This window comes from Bradyrhizobium lablabi (assembly GCF_900141755.1).
GTDB classification, from domain to species: domain Bacteria; phylum Pseudomonadota; class Alphaproteobacteria; order Rhizobiales; family Xanthobacteraceae; genus Bradyrhizobium; species Bradyrhizobium lablabi_A.
The window spans coordinates 4548946-4566840 of sequence record NZ_LT670844.1 but is presented as its reverse complement, the minus strand read 5'-3'; the positions used below and the strand labels follow the sequence as shown (position 1 = coordinate 4566840).

Annotated in this window: 21 protein-coding genes; 7 read left to right on the top strand and 14 right to left on the bottom strand. The window is 60.9% G+C overall.

Annotation, left to right across the window (positions count from 1 at the left end):
• Position 1: 1 nt before the first annotated feature.
• From B5526_RS21245 to B5526_RS21230, 4 genes are all read right to left on the bottom strand, one after another.
• Complete coding sequence (locus tag B5526_RS21245) at positions 2–1588, bottom strand: DUF3300 domain-containing protein (protein ID WP_079541275.1); 1587 nt, start codon at positions 1586–1588, stop codon at positions 2–4.
• Between the two features lie 96 nt (positions 1589–1684).
• Entirely contained in the window at positions 1685–2914 is a 1230-nt protein-coding gene (locus tag B5526_RS21240) for an HlyD family secretion protein (RefSeq protein WP_079541273.1), read from the bottom strand.
• Positions 2907–3365, bottom strand: coding sequence for a hypothetical protein (locus B5526_RS21235; RefSeq protein WP_079541270.1), 459 nt, complete (start codon positions 3363–3365; stop codon positions 2907–2909). The genes B5526_RS21240 and B5526_RS21235 overlap by 8 nt, the downstream gene beginning before the upstream one ends.
• 34 nt (positions 3366–3399) lie before the next feature.
• On the bottom strand, positions 3400–3813 hold the full coding sequence (locus tag B5526_RS21230; RefSeq protein WP_244562017.1) for a hypothetical protein: 414 nt from the start codon (positions 3811–3813) through the stop codon (positions 3400–3402).
• A 160-nt stretch (positions 3814–3973) separates the two neighbouring features.
• Between B5526_RS21230 and B5526_RS21225 the strand changes: the two genes are divergently transcribed.
• Together B5526_RS21225 and ppk2 are read left to right on the top strand one after the other, a co-directional pair.
• A complete protein-coding gene (locus tag B5526_RS21225; RefSeq protein WP_079541268.1) occupies positions 3974–4429 on the top strand; it encodes a hypothetical protein in 456 nt (151 codons plus the stop codon).
• Between the two features lie 26 nt (positions 4430–4455).
• A complete protein-coding gene (ppk2, locus tag B5526_RS21220) occupies positions 4456–5265 on the top strand; it encodes a polyphosphate kinase 2 (RefSeq protein WP_079541266.1) in 810 nt (269 codons plus the stop codon).
• 27 nt (positions 5266–5292) lie between these two features.
• On the opposite strand, the gene B5526_RS21215 is transcribed toward ppk2, so the two are convergent.
• From B5526_RS21215 to B5526_RS21205, 3 genes are all read right to left on the bottom strand, one after another.
• Positions 5293–5673: a hypothetical protein gene (locus B5526_RS21215; protein WP_154071736.1), complete on the bottom strand. Its 381-nt coding sequence runs from the start codon at positions 5671–5673 to the stop codon at positions 5293–5295.
• Positions 5674–5855: 182 nt separating this feature from the next.
• On the bottom strand, positions 5856–6206 hold the full coding sequence (locus B5526_RS21210) for a response regulator (protein WP_244562016.1): 351 nt from the start codon (positions 6204–6206) through the stop codon (positions 5856–5858).
• Positions 6207–6481: 275 nt separating this feature from the next.
• Entirely contained in the window at positions 6482–7120 is a 639-nt protein-coding gene (locus tag B5526_RS21205) for a response regulator transcription factor (protein WP_079545160.1), read from the bottom strand.
• 230 nt (positions 7121–7350) lie between these two features.
• Here B5526_RS21205 and B5526_RS21200 point away from each other — a divergent pair, with 230 nt between their 5' ends.
• A complete protein-coding gene (locus B5526_RS21200; RefSeq protein WP_079541263.1) occupies positions 7351–8022 on the top strand; it encodes a helix-turn-helix domain-containing protein in 672 nt (223 codons plus the stop codon).
• Here B5526_RS21200 and B5526_RS21195 read toward each other — a convergent pair.
• Complete coding sequence (locus B5526_RS21195) at positions 8017–8472, bottom strand: potassium channel family protein (protein ID WP_079541261.1); 456 nt, start codon at positions 8470–8472, stop codon at positions 8017–8019. The two genes, B5526_RS21200 and B5526_RS21195, sit on opposite strands and share 6 nt — an antisense overlap.
• Positions 8473–8628: 156 nt before the next feature.
• Here B5526_RS21195 and B5526_RS21190 point away from each other — a divergent pair, with 156 nt between their 5' ends.
• Genes B5526_RS21190 through B5526_RS21180 form a run of 3 tightly spaced genes read left to right on the top strand, consistent with a single transcriptional unit; the run spans position 8629 to position 10421 of the window.
• A complete protein-coding gene (locus tag B5526_RS21190) occupies positions 8629–9276 on the top strand; it encodes a CoA transferase subunit A (protein WP_079541259.1) in 648 nt (215 codons plus the stop codon).
• Positions 9277–9280: 4 nt separating this feature from the next.
• Positions 9281–9931 carry a 3-oxoacid CoA-transferase subunit B gene (locus tag B5526_RS21185; protein WP_079541257.1) on the top strand — a complete coding sequence of 217 codons (651 nt, stop codon included), beginning with the start codon at positions 9281–9283 and terminating at the stop codon, positions 9929–9931.
• 31 nt (positions 9932–9962) lie between these two features.
• Positions 9963–10421: a MaoC family dehydratase gene (locus tag B5526_RS21180; protein ID WP_079541254.1), complete on the top strand. Its 459-nt coding sequence runs from the start codon at positions 9963–9965 to the stop codon at positions 10419–10421.
• Positions 10422–10454: 33 nt separating this feature from the next.
• Here the strand turns inward: B5526_RS21180 and fabI are convergent, their stop codons facing one another.
• From fabI to B5526_RS21155, 5 genes are all read right to left on the bottom strand, one after another.
• Entirely contained in the window at positions 10455–11246 is a 792-nt protein-coding gene (gene fabI / locus B5526_RS21175; protein ID WP_079541252.1) for an enoyl-ACP reductase FabI, read from the bottom strand.
• Positions 11243–12454: an acetate/propionate family kinase gene (locus B5526_RS21170; RefSeq protein ID WP_079541250.1), complete on the bottom strand. Its 1212-nt coding sequence runs from the start codon at positions 12452–12454 to the stop codon at positions 11243–11245. Before B5526_RS21170 ends, fabI begins: the two co-directional genes overlap by 4 nt.
• Positions 12455–12459: 5 nt before the next feature.
• Positions 12460–13422, bottom strand: a complete 963-nt coding sequence (locus tag B5526_RS21165) for a phosphate acetyltransferase (RefSeq protein ID WP_079541248.1) — start codon at positions 13420–13422, stop codon at positions 12460–12462.
• 14 nt (positions 13423–13436) lie between these two features.
• On the bottom strand, positions 13437–15659 hold the full coding sequence (locus B5526_RS21160) for a DUF3141 domain-containing protein (protein WP_079541246.1): 2223 nt from the start codon (positions 15657–15659) through the stop codon (positions 13437–13439).
• 153 nt (positions 15660–15812) lie between these two features.
• Positions 15813–16922 (bottom strand): AI-2E family transporter, encoded by a 1110-nt coding sequence (locus B5526_RS21155; RefSeq protein ID WP_079541244.1) that lies wholly within the window; start codon positions 16920–16922, stop codon positions 15813–15815.
• A 132-nt stretch (positions 16923–17054) separates the two neighbouring features.
• On the opposite strand from B5526_RS21155, the gene B5526_RS21150 reads away from it, so the two are divergent.
• A complete protein-coding gene (locus tag B5526_RS21150) occupies positions 17055–17576 on the top strand; it encodes a GNAT family N-acetyltransferase (protein WP_079545159.1) in 522 nt (173 codons plus the stop codon).
• 16 nt (positions 17577–17592) lie between these two features.
• Here B5526_RS21150 and B5526_RS21145 read toward each other — a convergent pair whose 3' ends face one another.
• Positions 17593–17853, bottom strand: a complete 261-nt coding sequence (locus B5526_RS21145; protein ID WP_079545158.1) for a hypothetical protein — start codon at positions 17851–17853, stop codon at positions 17593–17595.
• Positions 17854–17895: the final 42 nt, after the last annotated feature.

Here is a 17895-nt window from a genome sequence, read left to right as displayed (position 1 = left end):
ATCACATCCTCGCTCGCGTTGGAATTTGCGCGCCGCCGGCGAGCCAGTCTTGATAGGTGCGGAATTTCAATCCGAGCTTGTCGTAGTAGACTTTGAGATAGCCATCGCGGCCGCGCGTGACTGCATCAGGCCTCACCGCCTCGACCTCCTGCGCGATGACGCCGACGTAAGCCTTGTCGCTGCCTAGATAGCTGAACCGATAGTAGCCGAGTCCATTCTCGAGGCGTCCGAGCAGCTCCACGCCGTGCTTCAGCCACAGATCGGACCGTCGGCCACCACCGCCGCCGCGGCCTCCGCCACCACCGCCGCCGCCACGGAAGCCACCACCGCCTGCAGAAATAGCCCCGCGCCCACCACCACCGGCACTTGCGAAGCTGGCCCGGCCGCGTGCGGACTGAAGGTTGGCTGCCCTTCCCGATTGCACCCTCATCGCGTTGTCACGCCCGCCGCCCCTCGCACCACCAGAAGGACGCGCACGATCAGCCGGCCGCGCCTGTTTCGCGCCACCGCCCTTGCCCGGCCCGCGATCGCCGCCCTTGGCTTGCCCGCCTCCGGGCCGATCGCGCGTGTCGACACGATTGCCACCACCACGATCGCCGCCACCGACGCGATCGCCTCCGCGATCACCAGGTCCACGGTTACCTCCACGATCGGGGTTGAGCACCTGCTGGCCACCGCGACCGCGGTAGTCCATTCTGTCAGCGGCGCCGGCACGCACCTTGTCGCCGCCAAATCGCTGCGCCACGTTAGCGTTGTTGTACCGGACACCCTGGCGGTGGTTCGCGTTGTGCGACCAATTGATGTTATTGGAGCGGTTGATGAAGAAGTTGTTGTTGCCCCAGTTGCAGCCGCCGCCCCAATAATTGCCCCAGCGCCCAATGGCCCAGGCCGTGCCGAACGCAAGTCCGGCAGCGATGACGCCGGCGCCGATGTAGGACGGATATCCGAAGTAATAGGGTGGATAGTCGGCATACGGCCAGGTGCCGTAGACGACCGAAGGCTCATAGTAGGGAACGTACATCGCGTTCGGATCGGTCGGCTCGATCACGATCACCTGCTTGTTCTCGACCTTCTGAACCGTGACTTTCTGTTCCTTGGTGGACACCAGCTTGTTGTTGGCCTGAGCCTTCGCCCGCAGGCGCTGGATCGCATCCATCACGTCCGGCTGTTGGGCGAGCACAGCGTCGCCGAGCTGTTGGGTCCAGTCGAGCTTGTCGTTCATCATCTCAAGCACGCTCGGCGTGCTGGTCAGCGCCTTGACGCTGTCGTCCCAGGACTGCTTGTCGACTTCGCTCTTGAGCTGATCGCCCTTGAGATTCTTGTGTTCCTTCACCCAGCGAGCAGCTGTCACCACCTCCAGCGGATAGGTCGCAGCCGCCAGCATGTTGGCGAGCAGTGCGTCGGGATAGAGTGCGATCGGCGCAACCAGCGCTTCGAGTTGCTCTGGCTTCAGCAGGGCCTCCCCGGCTTGCGGGGGCGGTGTGGTGGCGGATGGCGGAGGCGGCGCGCCCGTTCCTTGCGCAACCGCGGTGAACGGGGTTGCAAGAATGATCGCTAAAGCCAGCATTGCTTTTCTGCAGCACAACATGGCCTGTCTCCATCGGAACCCGAAGCTTGAGGGAACCCCGACTGGAGAGCGGACGCTTGATCAAGATCAAAGGTCCGCCCGAGAACCGCGCGCTTTTTAGTGCCCGCTCAGGACCAGCGTCTGGATCGGCAGCAGCAGTGCCTGGATGCGAAGAAGCATGGCGTGCACCAGACCGACCGCGTCGATGGCGTGCAACACGAAGCCCTGAAGGGCGCCAGTGTCCTTTGATGCGATCTTGTCGTGATTGCTGGTGTAGGCATTGACAATGCAGGAGCTGCCCGCCGTTACATCCGCAAGACCGTTCTTGTCGATTGGTTCAAGAAACACGAGGATTGTGCCGGGCCGCGCCGCGCTCGCGTCAATCAGCTGCTCGCCGCCGCGGAACTGACCGGTTGCGATATAATCCTGCACGTTGGTGATGACCATCGGAATGATAGTCCAGGGCACGGACACGCACGCCGCCTCAGCAATCATCCCGGGCTTCAGCACCTGCGCTTCGATCTGTCCGAACCCGGCCTGCAGAGAGCGCTGTCCCGCGCCTTCCGGGATCAGCACGCCGGCGGGTCGCGCAAGCGGATTGACGATATCGCCGGGTCGAAGGGAAAACTGCTCGACGCGACCGTCGACGCCCGCGCGGACGACGGTCTTGTCGAGCTCGACCTGGGCCTGCGCAAGGGCTGCTTCCGCGCTTGCCTTCTCTGCCGGCAGAAGGGTCGCAACATTGATTTCCGCAGATTCTTTCGCTGCAGCGGCAGCATCGATCGCGGCCTGCCGTCCGGCGACGAGCACCTGTAGTTTCTCGATATCGCGCTGCGGCACGATGCCTGGATTGCGCCGCTGCAACTCGCTCTTCACATCCAGCTCGTCCTTGGCCTGCTTGTAGTCGCTGTTGGCCTGCTGAATCTGCGCCTCGGCCTTGACCACGTCGACCTTTGCGGAGACCAACGACGCATCGACCTCGGCGATCTTCCGTTTGGCTGCTTCCACAGCCGCCTGCTGCTTCGAACTATCCAGCGTGAACAGCACGGTGCCCTTGGTGACGGACTGGCTGAAGCCGACATTGACTTCTGCGACGCGTCCTATCGTCTCAGGAGCGATCGGAACCGTCCGGAAGAACAGCATCGCCGAAGTGGTCGACGGATGGAAATAGAAGATCGTCGTGATGAGCCCGACCGTGAGCATCAGACAGCCCGTGATGCCCCATCGCAGCTCGTACCATACCGAAAAGAGCGTGATTTCCTTGCCAATGCGCTTGCCCTGGACATAGCGCCGGTAGAGATAGTCTGGCACCAACGTGAATAGCGAGCAGAGCATCAATTCAAGCATGACCGCGCACCTCCTTCTTCGGAACGCCGTGATCTGTCTTGTCGGAGGCCGTCGCGGCCGGAGCGGTGCTTTCTTCATCCGCGGCTTCCTGCTTTGCCGCTCCCTCTGTTGAATCGGCTATCTTTTCGACCGATCCGGCGATGCTGCGCAGCGGCGTGCCAAAATCTGGGATATCGATCACCGCCAGCAACAGAGCTGCAATCCAGAACAGGTGGATGTGCGTAAACAACGCGAGCAAGCCCAGGATAGCGACGATTTCAAACTGCAGCTTCTGCGATTTGTGCGCCATCCGCTCCGGCAACGAGTGCAATCGCAAATAGATGTTGCCGACGCCGAGCACGGCAGTAATCAGGAAGATTCCCATCACGATCATCAAAACGTCGGTCTCGCCGGGCTTGACGACATAGAACGGCAAATGAAGAGGTGTCATCGGGTGAAGCTGTTCGTGCAATCGACCCTCCTCTCAGAGCCTCGGGCGATTTTCGTTAGATCTGGCAGCGGTAGTAGAAGATTTCCATGTCCTCCATCCCCGGAAAGAGCCGCCGGACCTTGTCCTGATTGACCACGTTCAATTGAAACTGGACGGTGGAGAGCATGATGTCGGTTGCGCAGCTTGCGACGATGTTCACGGTCTGACCGTCGTCCTTTTTCGCCTTGATCGCGCATTTTGCGGTGCGTCCGATCAGCCGGTTCGGCTCGGCGATAAATCCCCCGCCATGCACCTCGGACATCGGGGCGAACGTGATCTGGTTCGCCTTTCCCTTCCGAACGAATACGTTTTTACATTCCTCCGCGCTGGTAGACCACGCCCCGGTAAAATCGATCGCTCTTGCCGGCCCTGCCGAGACCGCAATCGACATTGTCACCGCCGCCAAGACGGCTTTTTGGCTCCCGCTCATTCCATTCTCCTCGCTGCACGCTTGGTCGGGCTCGAACGGCTCGACCGTGCAAAGACTGCAGGGGGACCCCAAACGGAGGCTTGATTTGGATCAAGGCCGCCAGCCTCCGCGCCCTCAGCATCCTCGCCAGGAAAATGCCGAGCCTTGCGAGGAGAGACCCATGCCCGAAAAAATCGACGATCTGCTGCCCACGGCAAAGGAGATCCAGAAACAGGCTGCGATCAAGGAGGCGGAAAAAGCCGACGAGGAGGCGAGAGCGGCCGCCGCCGCCGAAGCCGAGAAAAGAGCGCTGATCGAGAAGCTCAGCAAGCCGTCCGGACTTTCGGAGGACGAGAAGGTCAGGCTTGCCTCCAGCGTCATTCAGCGGGCCGTGCGAAACGGCCTGAAGGAAGTTCAGGTCTATCGATTTCCCAACATGCTTTGCACCGACAAGGGCCGCGCCATCAACCAGATGGAGCCGGGGTGGGAGAAAACGCTGACGGGGATACCGAAGGAGATCTTTCAGCTCTGGACCGATTACCTGAAGCCCCGGGGCTATCGCATCCAATATCAGGTCATCGATTTCTCCGGCGGCGTTCCTGGCGACATCGGCATCACCATCAGCTGGTCAAGCTGATCCCGACCCAGTCCGGAGACGACAACATGGCGCGGGGCGAAGAGGCGGCTTCAAATTCAAGGATGAAGCGGAAGGACTACGAGAAGGAACTCCGCAAGCTTCAGGTCAAGCTATGCCATCTCCAGGAATTTGTGAAAGCCAAGAAGCTCCGGGTCATCATCCTGTTCGAGGGACGAGACGCTGCCGGCAAGGGCGGCACCATCAAGGCGATCACTGAAAAAATCAGTCCACGCGTGTTTCGCGTGGTTGCCCTTCCTGCGCCTTCCGATCGCGAAAAGAGCCAGATGTTCGTGCAGCGTTACATGCAGCACTTCCCGTCGGGAGGGGAAATCGTGATCTTCGACCGCAGCTGGTACAACCGCGCCGGCGTCGAATATGTCATGGACTTTTGCAGCGAAGACGAACACGAGCGCTTTCTGGAGCTTTGCCCGGAAGTCGAAAAGTACATCGTCGACGGCGGCATCATCCTGATCAAGCTCTGGCTCGAGGTCGGGATGGAGGAGCAAGAGCGGCGGTTCAAGGCGCGGATCGATGACCCGCTGCGGCAGTGGAAGCTGAGCCCGATGGATACCGAATCCTACCGGCTCTGGTACGACTATTCGCGCGCACGCGACATGATGCTCAAGGCGACGAGTTCGAAGCACGCGCCCTGGACCCTTGTCAGATCTGACGACAAGCGGCGCGCGCGGCTGAACTGTATCGCACACATCCTGGAAGCCATCCCATACAAACGGGTGCAACATGAGCGCGTGCGCTTGCCGAAGCGATCAAGCAAGGGACGCTACGACGATCAGGAGGCACTGCGCGGCATGGAATTTGTCGCGGAGCGATATTGAGCCGGAGCGCGCTGGGGCGCTGCACGCTCACTTGAGTGCTATCGTAACGCCGCCCACCGCCGCCGACAGTTCTACGCCGACCTTTGGACCGCTGAGCTGCAGGATTACACCTTTTTCGTTTTGCAATTGCACGCCACCGGCACCACCCGCAAGCGCACCACCGGCGCCGATCACGGCATAGTTGCCCTGGATGTCGCCCGGGCTGCGCAGGTTCAAGGCGCGCCCGGACAACTGGGTGGTCGATGCGCCGATCGTGAAGCCCACGCTCATGCCGGACACATTGAAGCGGTAATGGCGGCCGTGAAATGTCAGGACGCCTTCGCCGCCGCCGACGCCCACAATGAATCCACCCTTTGTAAAAACCACGCGCACGCCGCCTGTGTCGGCTTGAGCCGCGATCGGCAACATTCCCGAGACCAGCAATCCAGCCAAGGCAAGTCGGACAAAGAGACGTTGATGCAGCTTCATGTCATCCCCCTTCAAAGCGCGCGCTGTAGCGGTGATGGCAGCGCAGCTGTGCGGCGGCACGTTGATATAGATCAAGTGAGGGAGATTGATGAATGAGGGGGACCGGCCTGCGAAACGTCCGGCTAGGCCAGCCCAGCAGCCACTTTTTCGATCGGCTCAATGAGCGACTTTGCCGGAAATGGTTTTGTCAGATAAGCGATACATCCGGACTGCATCGCCGCCGTACGAATGGCGTCGCTATCGTTGGCAGTGATGTAGATCACCGGCAGCGGGATCCCGGCTTCAGTCAGTCGATACCTGACCTCTATTCCCGACTCGCCGTCCAACTGAACGTCGAGAATAACGCAAATCGCCTGCCCGAAATCATTGTGAGCTTGAAATGCCTTCGCAGATTGAAAGAGCAGGCTGTCGTAGCCGTGTTCCCGGAGCAGCCGTTTGAGGCCTCTGAGAATGCCCGGATCATCGTCGACCACAAAAACAACCCTTCGATTCGACAAGATCAATCCCTTGATTTGCTCCTCATCAATCGAGCAACAGAGCAAGTTCCTCAAGCGACACGTGTGTAAGCTTTGCCTTTGCGTAAGCTTGGCGTAAGCCTGATGAACATCTTTGACTGACGCTTATAGTTCCACGGGCCTTCCGAGAAAATCACATGCGCATATTTTTTGGATATACCGCGCAGCTCTTCGTTCCTATTGTCCCTTGGGACAATCATCCAAAAACGTCTGATGATATCCGGAGAGTGCGATCAGCTCTGAGGGCCTTCGCCGGAGAAGCGACGGAGAACGCCTATCCGTTCGGCGATTGATACCAGCTCGGCAAGAGATTGAACGCCCATCTTCTCCATCACCTTGTGTCGGTGAGCCTTGATGGTGCGCTCGGTCGCTCCCAGTTGCAGCGCAATCTGCTTGTTGATCTTGCCTTGTACGACAAGTTCGAAGACCTGGTGTTCGCGCGGCGTCAGGGTGTCAAGCTGGGCGCGAAGCGCATTCAGCTTCTGCCCTGCACGTCGCGCGCTCTCGTGACGTGCGACAGCATGCTCGATGGCGGACAACAATTGCTCCGATGAGACTGGCTTGGTCAGGAAATCCTCCGCGCCTGCCTTGATCGTCTTCACCGTGGTCGGGACGTCCGCGTAGCCCGTCAGGAAAATGATCGGCAGCGTCGAACCAAGCTCGCTCAGCCGTATCTGCAGCTCCGGACCGCTCAACCCGGGTATCCTGACATCAAGGAGAATGCATCCCCGTCCGTTCTCGTCTGGTAGTTTATCGAGCAGTTGCTGGGCGGAGGGATAGGTTGCCACGTCATACCCGGCCTTCTTGAGACGACGTTCCAGCGCCGTTCGGAAGGATGCGTCGTCGTCGACGATATGTATTGTACCGGGCATCCCAACCCCGACTTGCAGTTTGGCGATAGCGTAACATCCGCTTGTGATGGGGTGAACACGCCTTTGTGCACTGCGACGGCACACCGCAGCCCCGACGAGCGGCCGCCCGCGAACCGGCGTCCGCCTCGGGACATTGTCCTTCAGGGCAATAGCCACCGCGCCGACCCTGTCGTACATGATCCTGACAGGGGCGGCGGCTCCCTGACGGACGCGAACAGGGAGATTGATCCATGTTTGTCAACGTCAACGCCAATTCGGCCGTCCGGCCAAAATTCCTCGGCGAACATGACGGCCTGTCCCGCGCACAGGTCATACTGAGCGAGTTCAAATATAGCCGGGGTACGGAAGTTTTTGGCGAGGCCGAGCCAGCGGAATATGTCTACCAGGTGGTCGAAGGCGCGGTGCGGAGCTACAAGCTGCTCTCCGATGGCCGCCGCCAGATCGGTGCATTCCACCTCGTCGGCGATATCTTTGGCTTGGAGAACGGTGCAGTCCATCGCTTTACAGCGGAAGCGATCGTCGATACCACCGTTCGGCTTGCGAAGCGCGTCAATCTTGAGCACGTCGCGAGAGCCGACGCACTGGTCGCTCGCGATCTCCTGAGCATGACGACAAGCAACCTTCAGCACGCCGAAAATCACATGCTGCTTCTGGGACGCAAGACCTCACTTGAGCGGGTCGCCGCGTTCCTGCTCGAAATGGACAGCCGGCTGACTGCCGCTGGCGTCATGGCGCTACCGATGAGCCGGCGCGATATCGCGGACTATCTCGGGCTCACGCTCGAAACAGTGTCCCGCACCCTCTCATGCCTCCACGGGAAGGGATTGCTCGACTTCCTCGGCCAGACCCAGCGGCAGATTGTGCTGCGCAATCGATCCGAGCTGGCCAAATTGGACCTATAGCTCGCCGGAGTGGCCGGCCTCCGATGTGAGAGCGGCGTGTTGGCCGATCGTCTTGATCAGCACCTCGAATAGGAGGGCGGTGGACCAGCCGAACATCAGAACGCCATTCATGGAGGTCATCGGCCCGAGCAGGCGCCATTTCGCCAGCGGTGTCACATCGCCATAGCCCAGCGTGGTATAGTTGACGAACGCGAAATAGACCAGGTTCGCATCGTCGGGCGCCGCATTCACGACGGCATAGGCGACAGACCAGACAAAGACCTCGAGAATATGCGCGGCCATCAGCACGAGCGAGGTCGCGATCATTACGCCCGCCGGATATAGGAGCGGACGTGATGGACCTCGCCGCGCGGCGGCGCGCGCGATCGGTACGGCGATCATCGTGACCGATGCGTGGAGGATGATGTTAAACGCGCTGACGGATGACCCCACCAGTAGCTGAATGAGCATGCCGGCTCCTCATGGGCATGGCTGCCGCACTGCGGCAGCCATGCCCTGAGGCCCGCCGGAACCATTGATACAGATCAAGGGGTCGCGCGCTGCTGGTCCCAAGTTTCCAACAAGCATCGCGCCACCGTCCGGCGGCGTGATGATCGGAGCTGAGCGATGAGAACCGTTTCTGCGGAAGAAGCCGTCGCAATGATCCCCAACGGAGCGAGGCTGATGGTCGGAGGCTTCATGGGGGTGGGGACACCGGAGCGTTTGCTCGACGAGCTCGTGCGCCAGCAGAAATCCGAGCTCACGATCATCTGCAACGACGCCGCGGTACCGGGCAAGGGCGTCGGAAAGCTGTTCGACGCCGCGCTGGTGTCGACACTGACCGCCAGCCACATCGGGCTAAACCCGAGGGCCCAGCAGCAGATGATGGCGAATAAAATCGCTGTCGACCTGGTACCCCAGGGCACCTTGGTCGAACGAATCCGCGCCGGCGGTTGCGGCCTCGGGGGCGTGCTTACGCCGACCGGCGCCGGGACAATCGTCGAGGAGGGCAAGCGGCCGATCGAGATCAACGGCAAGACCTTTCTGCTCGAGACGGCGCTTCGCTCGGATTTCGCCCTGATCCACGCATTTTTGGCCGACTATCTCGGCAACCTCGCTTACGCGCTCACTGCCCGCAACTTCAATCCCGTGATGGCGATGGCGGCCGATACCGTCATTGTCACTGCCGAGCACATCGTTCCGGTCGGCGTGATCGCACCCGATCACGTCGTCACCCCTGCTCCACTTGTGGATTATCTCGTCGCGAACGGGTGAAACCATGGACGCACAAACGCTGATCGCCCGACGGGTTGCACTCGAACTACGACCGGGAAATCTCGTCAATCTCGGCATCGGGATTCCTACTCTCGTCGCAAACTACATTCCGCCGGAGCTCAAGGTCTTCTTCCAGTCCGAAAACGGATTGATCGGCACGGGGCCGATCCCCGAGCAAGGCATGGTGCATCCGCACTTGACCGACGCGGGCGGACGGCCCATCAGCGCGCTCCCCGGCGCATCCACGTTTGACAGCGCAATGTCCTTCGGGTTGATCCGCGGCGGGCACGTCGATGTCACCGTCCTAGGCGGGCTGCAGGTCGACTGCGAAGGCCATCTGGCGAACTGGATGATCCCCGGCAAGATGGTGCCGGGAATGGGAGGCGCGATGGACCTGGTCACGGGCGCGAAGCGCGTGATCGTCGCCATGCAGCACGCCGCGAAGGGAAAATCGAAAATCGTCCAGAAATGCTCGCTCCCCCTCACCTCCTCTCGACCCGTCGATCTCGTCGTCACTGACCTCGCCGTCATCAGCTTCCCGGGCGGACAGATGACGCTGCTGGAGACCGCGCCGGGCGTCAGCGTGGCGGAGGTGATGGCTGTCACGGAGGCCGATCTTCTGATCCCGGAAACGGTTCCCCAAATGAGAATCTAGGATTCGCTGCAGAGCGAACGCGGTACATGGCATGAGAATATTCGATGGGTTCGACGAGATCAGGTCCGCCGTCGGCCAGGAAATCGGCGCGAGCGACTGGGTCGAGATCACCCAGGATCGCATCAACATGTTCGCGAAGGCAACCTGCGACGAGCAGTGGATCCATGTCGACCAGGAAAGAGCGGAAAAAGAGCTTCCGGGCGGCAGGACCATCGCCCACGGGCTTCTTTCCCTCAGCCTCGCGCCGATGTTCATTCGTTCGGTAATGGGCCTCAAGGGCCTCAGAAACACGCTCAACTACGGCGCGGACCGGATCCGCTACCTCGCGCCGGTCCCGGCTGGTTCAAAACTACGAGGCCGCACGACCATTGCGGAGGCCGAAGACGTTCCGCCCAATGGGTTGCGGGTCAATTACCACATGGTGATCGAGATCGAAGGCGGTCAGCGCCCGGCCTGCGTCGCCGATCTGATTGCCCTGCACTATCGCTGACCCAAAGCTGCCCGATCGACGACAGTGTAAGTCTCAGTCGATGATGTGATAGCCGCCGTCGATGTATATGACGTCGCCCGTGATGAGCTTTGCACCGTCGAGCGCAAGAAACGCCGTCGCGGCACCGACGTCGTCGATGCTGACGAGACTTCGAGCCGGAGCCTTGCTCTGCGCCTTGTCGAGGAGCTCATCGAACTCGGGAATGCCTGACGCGGCGCGCGTTGCGAGTGGTCCCGGAGAGATCGCGTGAACCCGGATGCCCTTGGGACCGACTTCGGCCGCGATATAGCGAACCGCGGCTTCGAGCGCAGCTTTCGCGACACCCATTACATTGTAGTTCTCTACAACCATCTGGCTGCCGTAATAGGTCATCGTGAACATGGTGCCGCCGTTCTTCATCAGCGGCTCTGCGAGGTGCGCCATGCGCATGAATGACCAGCAGGACACGTCCATGGTCTTGAGAAATCCGTCCCGCCCGACATCGATCACCCGCCCGTGCAGCGCTTCCTTGGGCGAAAAGGCGATCGAATGCAGCAGGAAGTCAAGCCGCCCCCACTCCTTTTCGATCCGCTCGAACACTTGTTCGGTCTGGCCCTGCACCGTCACGTCGAGCGGCATGAAGATCGGCGCTTCAAGCGCCTGGGCAAGCGGCTCGACGAACTTTTTCGCGCGATCGTTCAGATACGTCACCGCAAGCTCCGCGCCCAATGCCCGAAACGCCTTGGCGCATCCCCACGCGATCGACTGATCGTTGGCAATGCCCACGATTAATCCCTTTTTTTCCTTCAAAGCCACCTTCGTCTCGGGGAATACCGGAATGTTCATGACGCTCTCATGTGTTTGATGTTTGAGTTGGCGCCCCACAGCACCGACAAAGTGTGCTCAGCAATCATCCGTTCCTCGTCCGTTGGAACGACGTAGACGGGAACGCGGCTGCCGCTCTGCGATATCTTCAGCGCGTGTTTGGCGTTCTCGCCAGCATCGAGGGAGACACCGAGCCATGCGAGCTTCTCAGCCACGCGGGCGCGAATTGCACTTGAGTTCTCGCCGATCCCGGCGGTGAATACGAACGCATCGACGCCCTGTAGCGCGGCAGCCAGCATGCCGGCACAGAGCCCGACCCTATAAGCGAAATAGTCGATGGCAAAGGCGGCACGCGGATCATGGCTCTCCAGCAGCTCGCGCATGTCGTTGCTCACGCCGGACAAGCCCTTCAATCCGCAATCGCGATAGAGAAAGTCCTGCACCCTTCCAGGCGTCATCCCCTTTTCCGCCATCAGATAGAGCACGACACCGGGATCGATCTGGCCCGGTCGCGTTCCCATCGGCAAGCCATCGAGCGCGGTAAAGCCCATCGTGCTTTCGACACTGCGACCGCCTCTCATGGCGCACATCGAGGCGCCACTGCCGAGATGCGCGACAATCACGCGCCCCGTGGCGATCTCAGGCGCGACCTTCGGCAATGTCCTCGCGATATATTCGTAAGAGAGGCCATGGAAACCGTAGCGCCTGACCCCCTCTTCGTAGAGCTGATAGGGGATCGCGTACTGGTCCGCGACCGCGTCATGGCCACGATGGAAGGCGGTGTCGAAGCACGCGACCTGCGGTAAGGATGGAAAATTGGCGAGAAGAGACTTAATCGGCGCGAGATTGTGGGGCTGATGTAGCGGCGCCAGCGCGATGTAGCGCTCCAGGCGCGCGACCAGCCCATGGTCGACCGGAATCGGACGGTCATGATCGGGACCGCCATGAACGACGCGATGCCCGACCGCCATCGGCGTGATGCGGAGCTCGTCCCGCAACCAGGAACCCGCAACCATCAGCGCGGCCGAAACATCCGCAACCGCCTCGATCGGATAGGCGCGGTCGGCCAGGGTGTCGCCCTTCACCCCTGTCGCGCGAAGCCGCGGGCGGCTTCCAATGCCGTCCATCTGTCCCTTGAGCTGCCGCTGCAACCTGCCGTCTCCATCGACCGCGAAGACTTGAAACTTCACGCTCGACGAACCTGCGTTGACGACGAGGATCGTATCCATGGCGATCACACGGCAGCACTGACGGCCAGCCGACGGCGCCCGTCTGCGTGGAGGGTTGCCACCGCACAGGAGGCCATGCGGGCACGCGGCGTATCCGCGCGAGAGGTCAGCACGATGGGGACGCGGGCACCGAGAACGACCCCTGCTCCATCGGCCTTTGCGAAATAGGCAAGGTTCTTTGCCAGCATGTTGCCGGATTCAAGATCGGGCACCACGAGGATCTGAGCACGTCCGGCGACCTCCGACCTGATGCCCTTGATCCTCGCAGCTTCGGTATCAATTGCGTTGTCGAACGCGAGGGGACCATCGAGCAGGCCGCCGGTGATCTGCCCACGGTCGGCCATCTTGCAGAGCGCCGCGGCCTCGATGGTCGACGGGATCTTCGAGGTGACCGTCTCGACAGCGGACAGAATGGCCACTCTAGGTAGCGTGCCGAAGCCGGCCTGCGTGAACAGATCGATGGCGTTCTGGATGATGTCGCGCTTGCCATCGAGATCCGGAAAAATGTTGATGGCTGCATCAGTAATGAAGACGGTGTCGGTATAGGTCGGCACATCCATTACGAAGACATGGCTGATGCGCCGATCGGTCCGTAGTCCCGTCCCCTTGGCCGTCACGCTGCGCATGAGCTCGTCGGTGTGCAGGCTGCCCTTCATCAGCATTTCGCCCTTGGCCGCGTGGATGAGCTCGACCCCCTTCGCGGCGGCCTCCTCGCTATGCTCGGCGTCGACGATCTCGTAGCCCGAGATGTTGATGTTGTGCTTTGCGGCAACGCTCGCGATCTTCGACGCGGGGCCGACAAGGATCGGCTTGATGATGCCTGCTTCGGCGGCGTCAACTGCGCCTCGCAGCGAGGCCTCGTCGCAGGGATGCACCACGATCGTCGTGACCGTCGGGACGGCCTTTGCCGCCGCGATCAGGCGGTCGTATTTTGAAGGCCGTGCTTCACCTGCCACTTGTGCGCTCATTGCTTGGCTCCCGGTTACGAGGCCTTCGCCTGCGGGTCGAAAGGGCCTGCGTTCGCTTGCGTCGCGTCGTCTTCGGTGACGCCGAACAATTCGGTTACCCGGTGCAGCCGGTTAGCCGCCTCGCCGGAAATTTCAGCACTTGCCGAAAGTACCTCACGGATCACCGCGAGGCCGGCGCGGCGCGCCTCCGCTTTTTCTGGCAACAATTCCGGGATTGCCGCAAGACTCGCCTCAGGCTCGAGCAGCAGCATGAAGAACTGCTCGCGCACCAGAGCCTTGAACTCGGACAGCGTCAGCCGCGATCCACTGTCATTCGTCCGCGCCCGACGCAATGCCTCGAGGCTTCGCTCGTCGACCATGCCGCGCGAGGCGCCGACATAAAGCAGGCCACGAATGACGCACTCTCTCAATCCGCCGCTTGCGATACGTGACTTCAGCTCCGCGATGCGGGCGTCCAGGCGCTTGCGATAATCCTGCGACATTTCCGGCTTGGGTGACGGATCCGCTTCGGGATCGATCCCGACCGCGGCCTGCAGCGCGGGCGAGCCATAGACCGAGAGAAACATCCTTTCGCTGAGTGCCTCCTGGACGTCGCGCCATTGATCGAGCGCGCTCACGATGCCTTTGGATACGGTCTCCTGAAATACAAGGAACGGATTGTCCGATGCAGCCGGCTTGCGATGCTCACGGACCTTTTCTGCGGTCGTTTCAATCGCATTGGTCAGCGGGTTTTGCCCGGCGAGCGCCTCATATTGGACGCGCAGCGGATGCCATTTGCGCATCCATTCCGCCATCTGCGGCGTCGCCATGGCCCTCACCCACGGCTGCACAAACTTGCGATAGTTGGCGAGATTGATCTCCGACACGCGGGCCGCCGTCGCGAAGCGTCGTTCGTCTTCTTGGCTGTTGTCTCCCATCGCCCTGATGTCGTCGAGCGTGCGTCGCTCGCATCGCATGATCCACTTTCCTGACGCGAGGTCAGGATTGGCAGTATCGGCGGACTTCGCTTCGAACGTCGCTTCGTAAAGCCCGGGCGGCAGAATATCGATCAGATCGATGTTGCTCGAAAACTCGGCATGCTCCTTTTTCGCGACTCCGCCCGAAACGAAAATGCCGAGATGGCCGACGGTCTCATGCACCGTGTACACGATCGTCTGGCCATAAGCCCTGATTTCGTCGACGTCACTGTAGAGGTCGAGGATCCAGCCCAGCGCCTGCTGCGGCGGCGTGATGTTGTCGCCCTTGGAGCAGAACACGACGATCGGCGAGCGAATGTTGCGCAGATCGACGACCTCGCCGTCGGACGTCTTGATCAGACCTCTCGCCAGACGGTTGCCGACAAAGAGCTCATCGACGATGAACTGGATTTCTTCGGCGTTCAGGTTGACGTGTCCGCCCCACCACTTCTCGAATTCCAGATAGCGCGGCGCTTCCGTGTCGACCTTGGAATAGACATTGTATTGCTTGGTCCAGAGCGTGTTCGCGGGATTCGTGTTCTCAAAATTCTGCACCAGCCAGGCGCCGTCGAACTTGCCGGCGCCGAGGTCGCTGGTGAGCGCGGTCAGCCAGCTGCCACCGAGGAGGCCACCCGAATACCGCATGGGATTCTTGCCGCGCACGCCGGCCCAGTAGGACAACGGCGCGCCGGCGATAATGATCGGCCCGAACATCTCGGGCCGCAGCGAAGCCAGGATCGTCACCGCCCAACCGGCCTGGCAATTGCCGATCACGCACGGCTTGCCATCGGCGTCGGGATGCAAAGCGATCACTTTCTCAAGGAACACCCCTTCGGCGCGCGCAATGTCCTCGATTGTCTGCCCGGGCATCGGCTCGGGAAGGAACCCGACGAAGTAGCAGGGATGACCCGCCTTCATCGCCACGCCGATCTCGCTGTCGGCCTTGAATCCGCCGATCCCCGGACCGTGGCCCGCGCGCGGATCGACAACGACGAACGGACGGCGTTTCAGGTCGATCTCGACTCCCTTTGGAGGTGTTATCCGCACCAGCCCGTAATTGACGGGCCGTTCGAGAGTTCTGCCGTCGACAATCAGCTCGACACTGTAGTCGAGGACATGCGGCACGGTTTCCGCCAAATGTTCGCGGTATTGAAGTCCGCGCTGGCGCATGACGTCGAGGAACAGCACGCTGCGCTGTCCCGCATCGACGAGGTATTCCATGGCCACGGCGAAGAATGAGGGCGGAGCGCTGTCCGGGATTTTCGGAAGTTCGGTGGACATGCTTGAAATCTCTCACTGTCTGAACTTGTGACTGAGGATGGCGCCCGCTTCGACTGACCCTTTGACATAGGTCAAGGGGTGGCTCGTGGTCGCACCCAGGCGCGCACATTGCACACGGACGGTATCTCGCTAGTCGAGGCCGTCGCAGAACCTTCAGATTTCGGCAGGAACGCGCTCTGCGGGCGCTGGAACGTCCTGGGTTTGCTCGTCACGGATCCACGCCATCATCAGTTCCCAGGCGACCGCCAGGATGATTGGCCCAATGAACAGGCCGACAATTCCGTGGGCAAATGTTCCGCCCAACAATCCGATGAAGATGACGATCATCGGCGTCGTCAAGCCGCGGCCCATGAGCAGGGGCTTGAGCACATTGTCCAACAAGCCGACGAGCACGAGATAGACGGTCACGAGGAGCGCAGGCGCAAAGTCCTTGGTCATCCAGATCCAGATGATGCAAGGAATCAAAACGAGCGCCGCGCCGAGTTGCAGGATCGACAGGATCATCACCACGAAGGCCAGCAACCCGGCATTGGCAATTCCGCCAAATTTCAGCCCGATTCCAAAGAGGAACGATTGCACCAGGGCGATGCCAATCACGCCTTGGGACACGGAGCGAATGGTTGCCCCGGCCAGCGCAACAAAATCCTCGCTGCGTTCCGGTAATAGCCTTGCCATAATAGACCTGCTTGCCGCCACTAGCCGCGGGCCCGACGGGAGCAGGAAGCCTGCCAAAATCACAGCAGCGATGAATTTGAGCGCGCCGAGGCCCATGCCGCCCACCGCAGCAAGCGTAGAGATGAGCAGCGGCTTCACGTGGGGCGCCAGCTGGGTGAGAACAGATTCAAGGTTCGCGGACGCTTGAGTCCATAGATCGTAGAGCCGATCGCCGACGAGCGGCCAATCCTTGATCGTGGCTGGAGGTGAAGGCACAGACAGGCGTTCCGAGCCGAGTTGCTCGGAAATGTTGCCTAGCCCCTCGACCAGACCGAATCCGAGCCACGTCGCGGGAGCGATCACAATCGCAGCCGCCAACACCGTAATGATAGTTGCCGCGAGCTTTGGCCGCCGCCCAAGATGGTCGAACAGCCAAGCGTAGAGCGGGTACAACGCGACGGCCAGGACAACGCTCCAGGCCAGGATGCCGATGAAGGGACGAACAAGAACGAAGCACCAGACGATGAGCGCGGCGAGCAAGCCAAGGCGAAGGGCGATCTGGATCACCTCCTCGCCCGACCGGTTCTGCCGAATTGCGCGCAAGGCCATTGTCGCTACCCATTAGGGCGTTGTCCGGCGAGCCTATCGATGCTTGTCGAACGTCGAGCTTGATCCAGATCAAGCGTTGGCGGATGGCTTGGGGTCCCCTAGCTCGGAGCACCGCAACCGATCAGGGCAATGATGGCAAGGGCAGCTGACTATTCCTCCGTCGAACGTCTCCGCGACGGCCGCTCGATCGAAATTCGTGCGTTACGGCCGGACGACCAGGAAGACATGCTCGCTGCGGTCGACCGCACCAGCGTCCAATCGCTGCAGCGCCGCTTTTTTGTTCCCAAGCGAGGCTTCTCCGACAAGGAGGTCTCCTTTTTCATGAACATCGATTTCACCAACCACGTTGCTCTGGTTGCGCAGATCGACGAAGACGGCCAGTCCGTGATCGCGGGCGGAGGCCGCTACATCGTTACGCAGCCCGGCCAGGCCGAACTGGCGTTTGTCGTGGTCGATGCCCATCAAGGCAAAGGGATCGGGACGGCGCTCATGCGTCACCTGCTCGCAATCGCCCGCGACGCGGGATTGAAAGAGCTGACTGCCGAGGTTTTGCCTGAGAACGCGGCAATGCTTAAAGTCTTCAACGGATTTGGCTTCCGTGCCCGAGCAGGCGGCGATCCACAGGTCAGACACCTGTCGTTGCAGCTCGTTTGAATCGCCGGAATCGCTGTTAGCGAAGCCCGAGAGATCGGCGATAGCGGCTGCCGCGCGCCTCATTCCTGCACACGAAGCTGCCATGGAAGCCACGGGCGTAATATCTTTGCCCTTTGGCATAGTAGACGCCTTTGCGGAAATCGAGCCATACTACGGTGTCGTCAGGACAGTGCCGTTGCGCCTGCGCTTCATAGCGAAAAGGAGTGAGCGGAATGGCGGCCACCACGTCCGGGCTTGACGCGACGACCAAAAGCGTCACCGCGAAGGCGGCGCGCACAGGGAAGGTCGTACCCGCAGCCTTGTGCACGATAGCTGCCAC

Bases quoted from the DNA above. Each gene is read 5' to 3' on its own strand.
- B5526_RS21245 (WP_079541275.1), bottom strand. From the start codon at position 1,588: ATGTTGTGCTGCAGAAAAGCAATGCTGGCTTTAGCGATCATTCTTGCA.
- B5526_RS21240 (WP_079541273.1), bottom strand. From the start codon at position 2,914: ATGCTTGAATTGATGCTCTGCTCGCTATTCACGTTGGTGCCAGACTAT.
- B5526_RS21230 (WP_244562017.1), bottom strand. From the start codon at position 3,813: ATGAGCGGGAGCCAAAAAGCCGTCTTGGCGGCGGTGACAATGTCGATT.
- B5526_RS21225 (WP_079541268.1), top strand. From the start codon at position 3,974: ATGCCCGAAAAAATCGACGATCTGCTGCCCACGGCAAAGGAGATCCAG.
- ppk2 (WP_079541266.1), top strand. From the start codon at position 4,456: ATGGCGCGGGGCGAAGAGGCGGCTTCAAATTCAAGGATGAAGCGGAAG.
- B5526_RS21215 (WP_154071736.1), bottom strand. From the start codon at position 5,673: ATGTTGCCGATCGCGGCTCAAGCCGACACAGGCGGCGTGCGCGTGGTT.
- B5526_RS21205 (WP_079545160.1), bottom strand. From the start codon at position 7,120: ATGCCCGGTACAATACATATCGTCGACGACGACGCATCCTTCCGAACG.
- B5526_RS21200 (WP_079541263.1), top strand. From the start codon at position 7,351: ATGTTTGTCAACGTCAACGCCAATTCGGCCGTCCGGCCAAAATTCCTC.
- B5526_RS21195 (WP_079541261.1), bottom strand. From the start codon at position 8,472: ATGCTCATTCAGCTACTGGTGGGGTCATCCGTCAGCGCGTTTAACATC.
- B5526_RS21190 (WP_079541259.1), top strand. From the start codon at position 8,629: ATGAGAACCGTTTCTGCGGAAGAAGCCGTCGCAATGATCCCCAACGGA.
- B5526_RS21185 (WP_079541257.1), top strand. From the start codon at position 9,281: ATGGACGCACAAACGCTGATCGCCCGACGGGTTGCACTCGAACTACGA.
- B5526_RS21180 (WP_079541254.1), top strand. From the start codon at position 9,963: ATGAGAATATTCGATGGGTTCGACGAGATCAGGTCCGCCGTCGGCCAG.
- fabI (WP_079541252.1), bottom strand. From the start codon at position 11,246: ATGAACATTCCGGTATTCCCCGAGACGAAGGTGGCTTTGAAGGAAAAA.
- B5526_RS21170 (WP_079541250.1), bottom strand. From the start codon at position 12,454: ATGGATACGATCCTCGTCGTCAACGCAGGTTCGTCGAGCGTGAAGTTT.
- B5526_RS21165 (WP_079541248.1), bottom strand. From the start codon at position 13,422: ATGAGCGCACAAGTGGCAGGTGAAGCACGGCCTTCAAAATACGACCGC.
- B5526_RS21160 (WP_079541246.1), bottom strand. From the start codon at position 15,659: ATGTCCACCGAACTTCCGAAAATCCCGGACAGCGCTCCGCCCTCATTC.
- B5526_RS21155 (WP_079541244.1), bottom strand. From the start codon at position 16,922: ATGGCCTTGCGCGCAATTCGGCAGAACCGGTCGGGCGAGGAGGTGATC.
- B5526_RS21150 (WP_079545159.1), top strand. From the start codon at position 17,055: ATGGCAAGGGCAGCTGACTATTCCTCCGTCGAACGTCTCCGCGACGGC.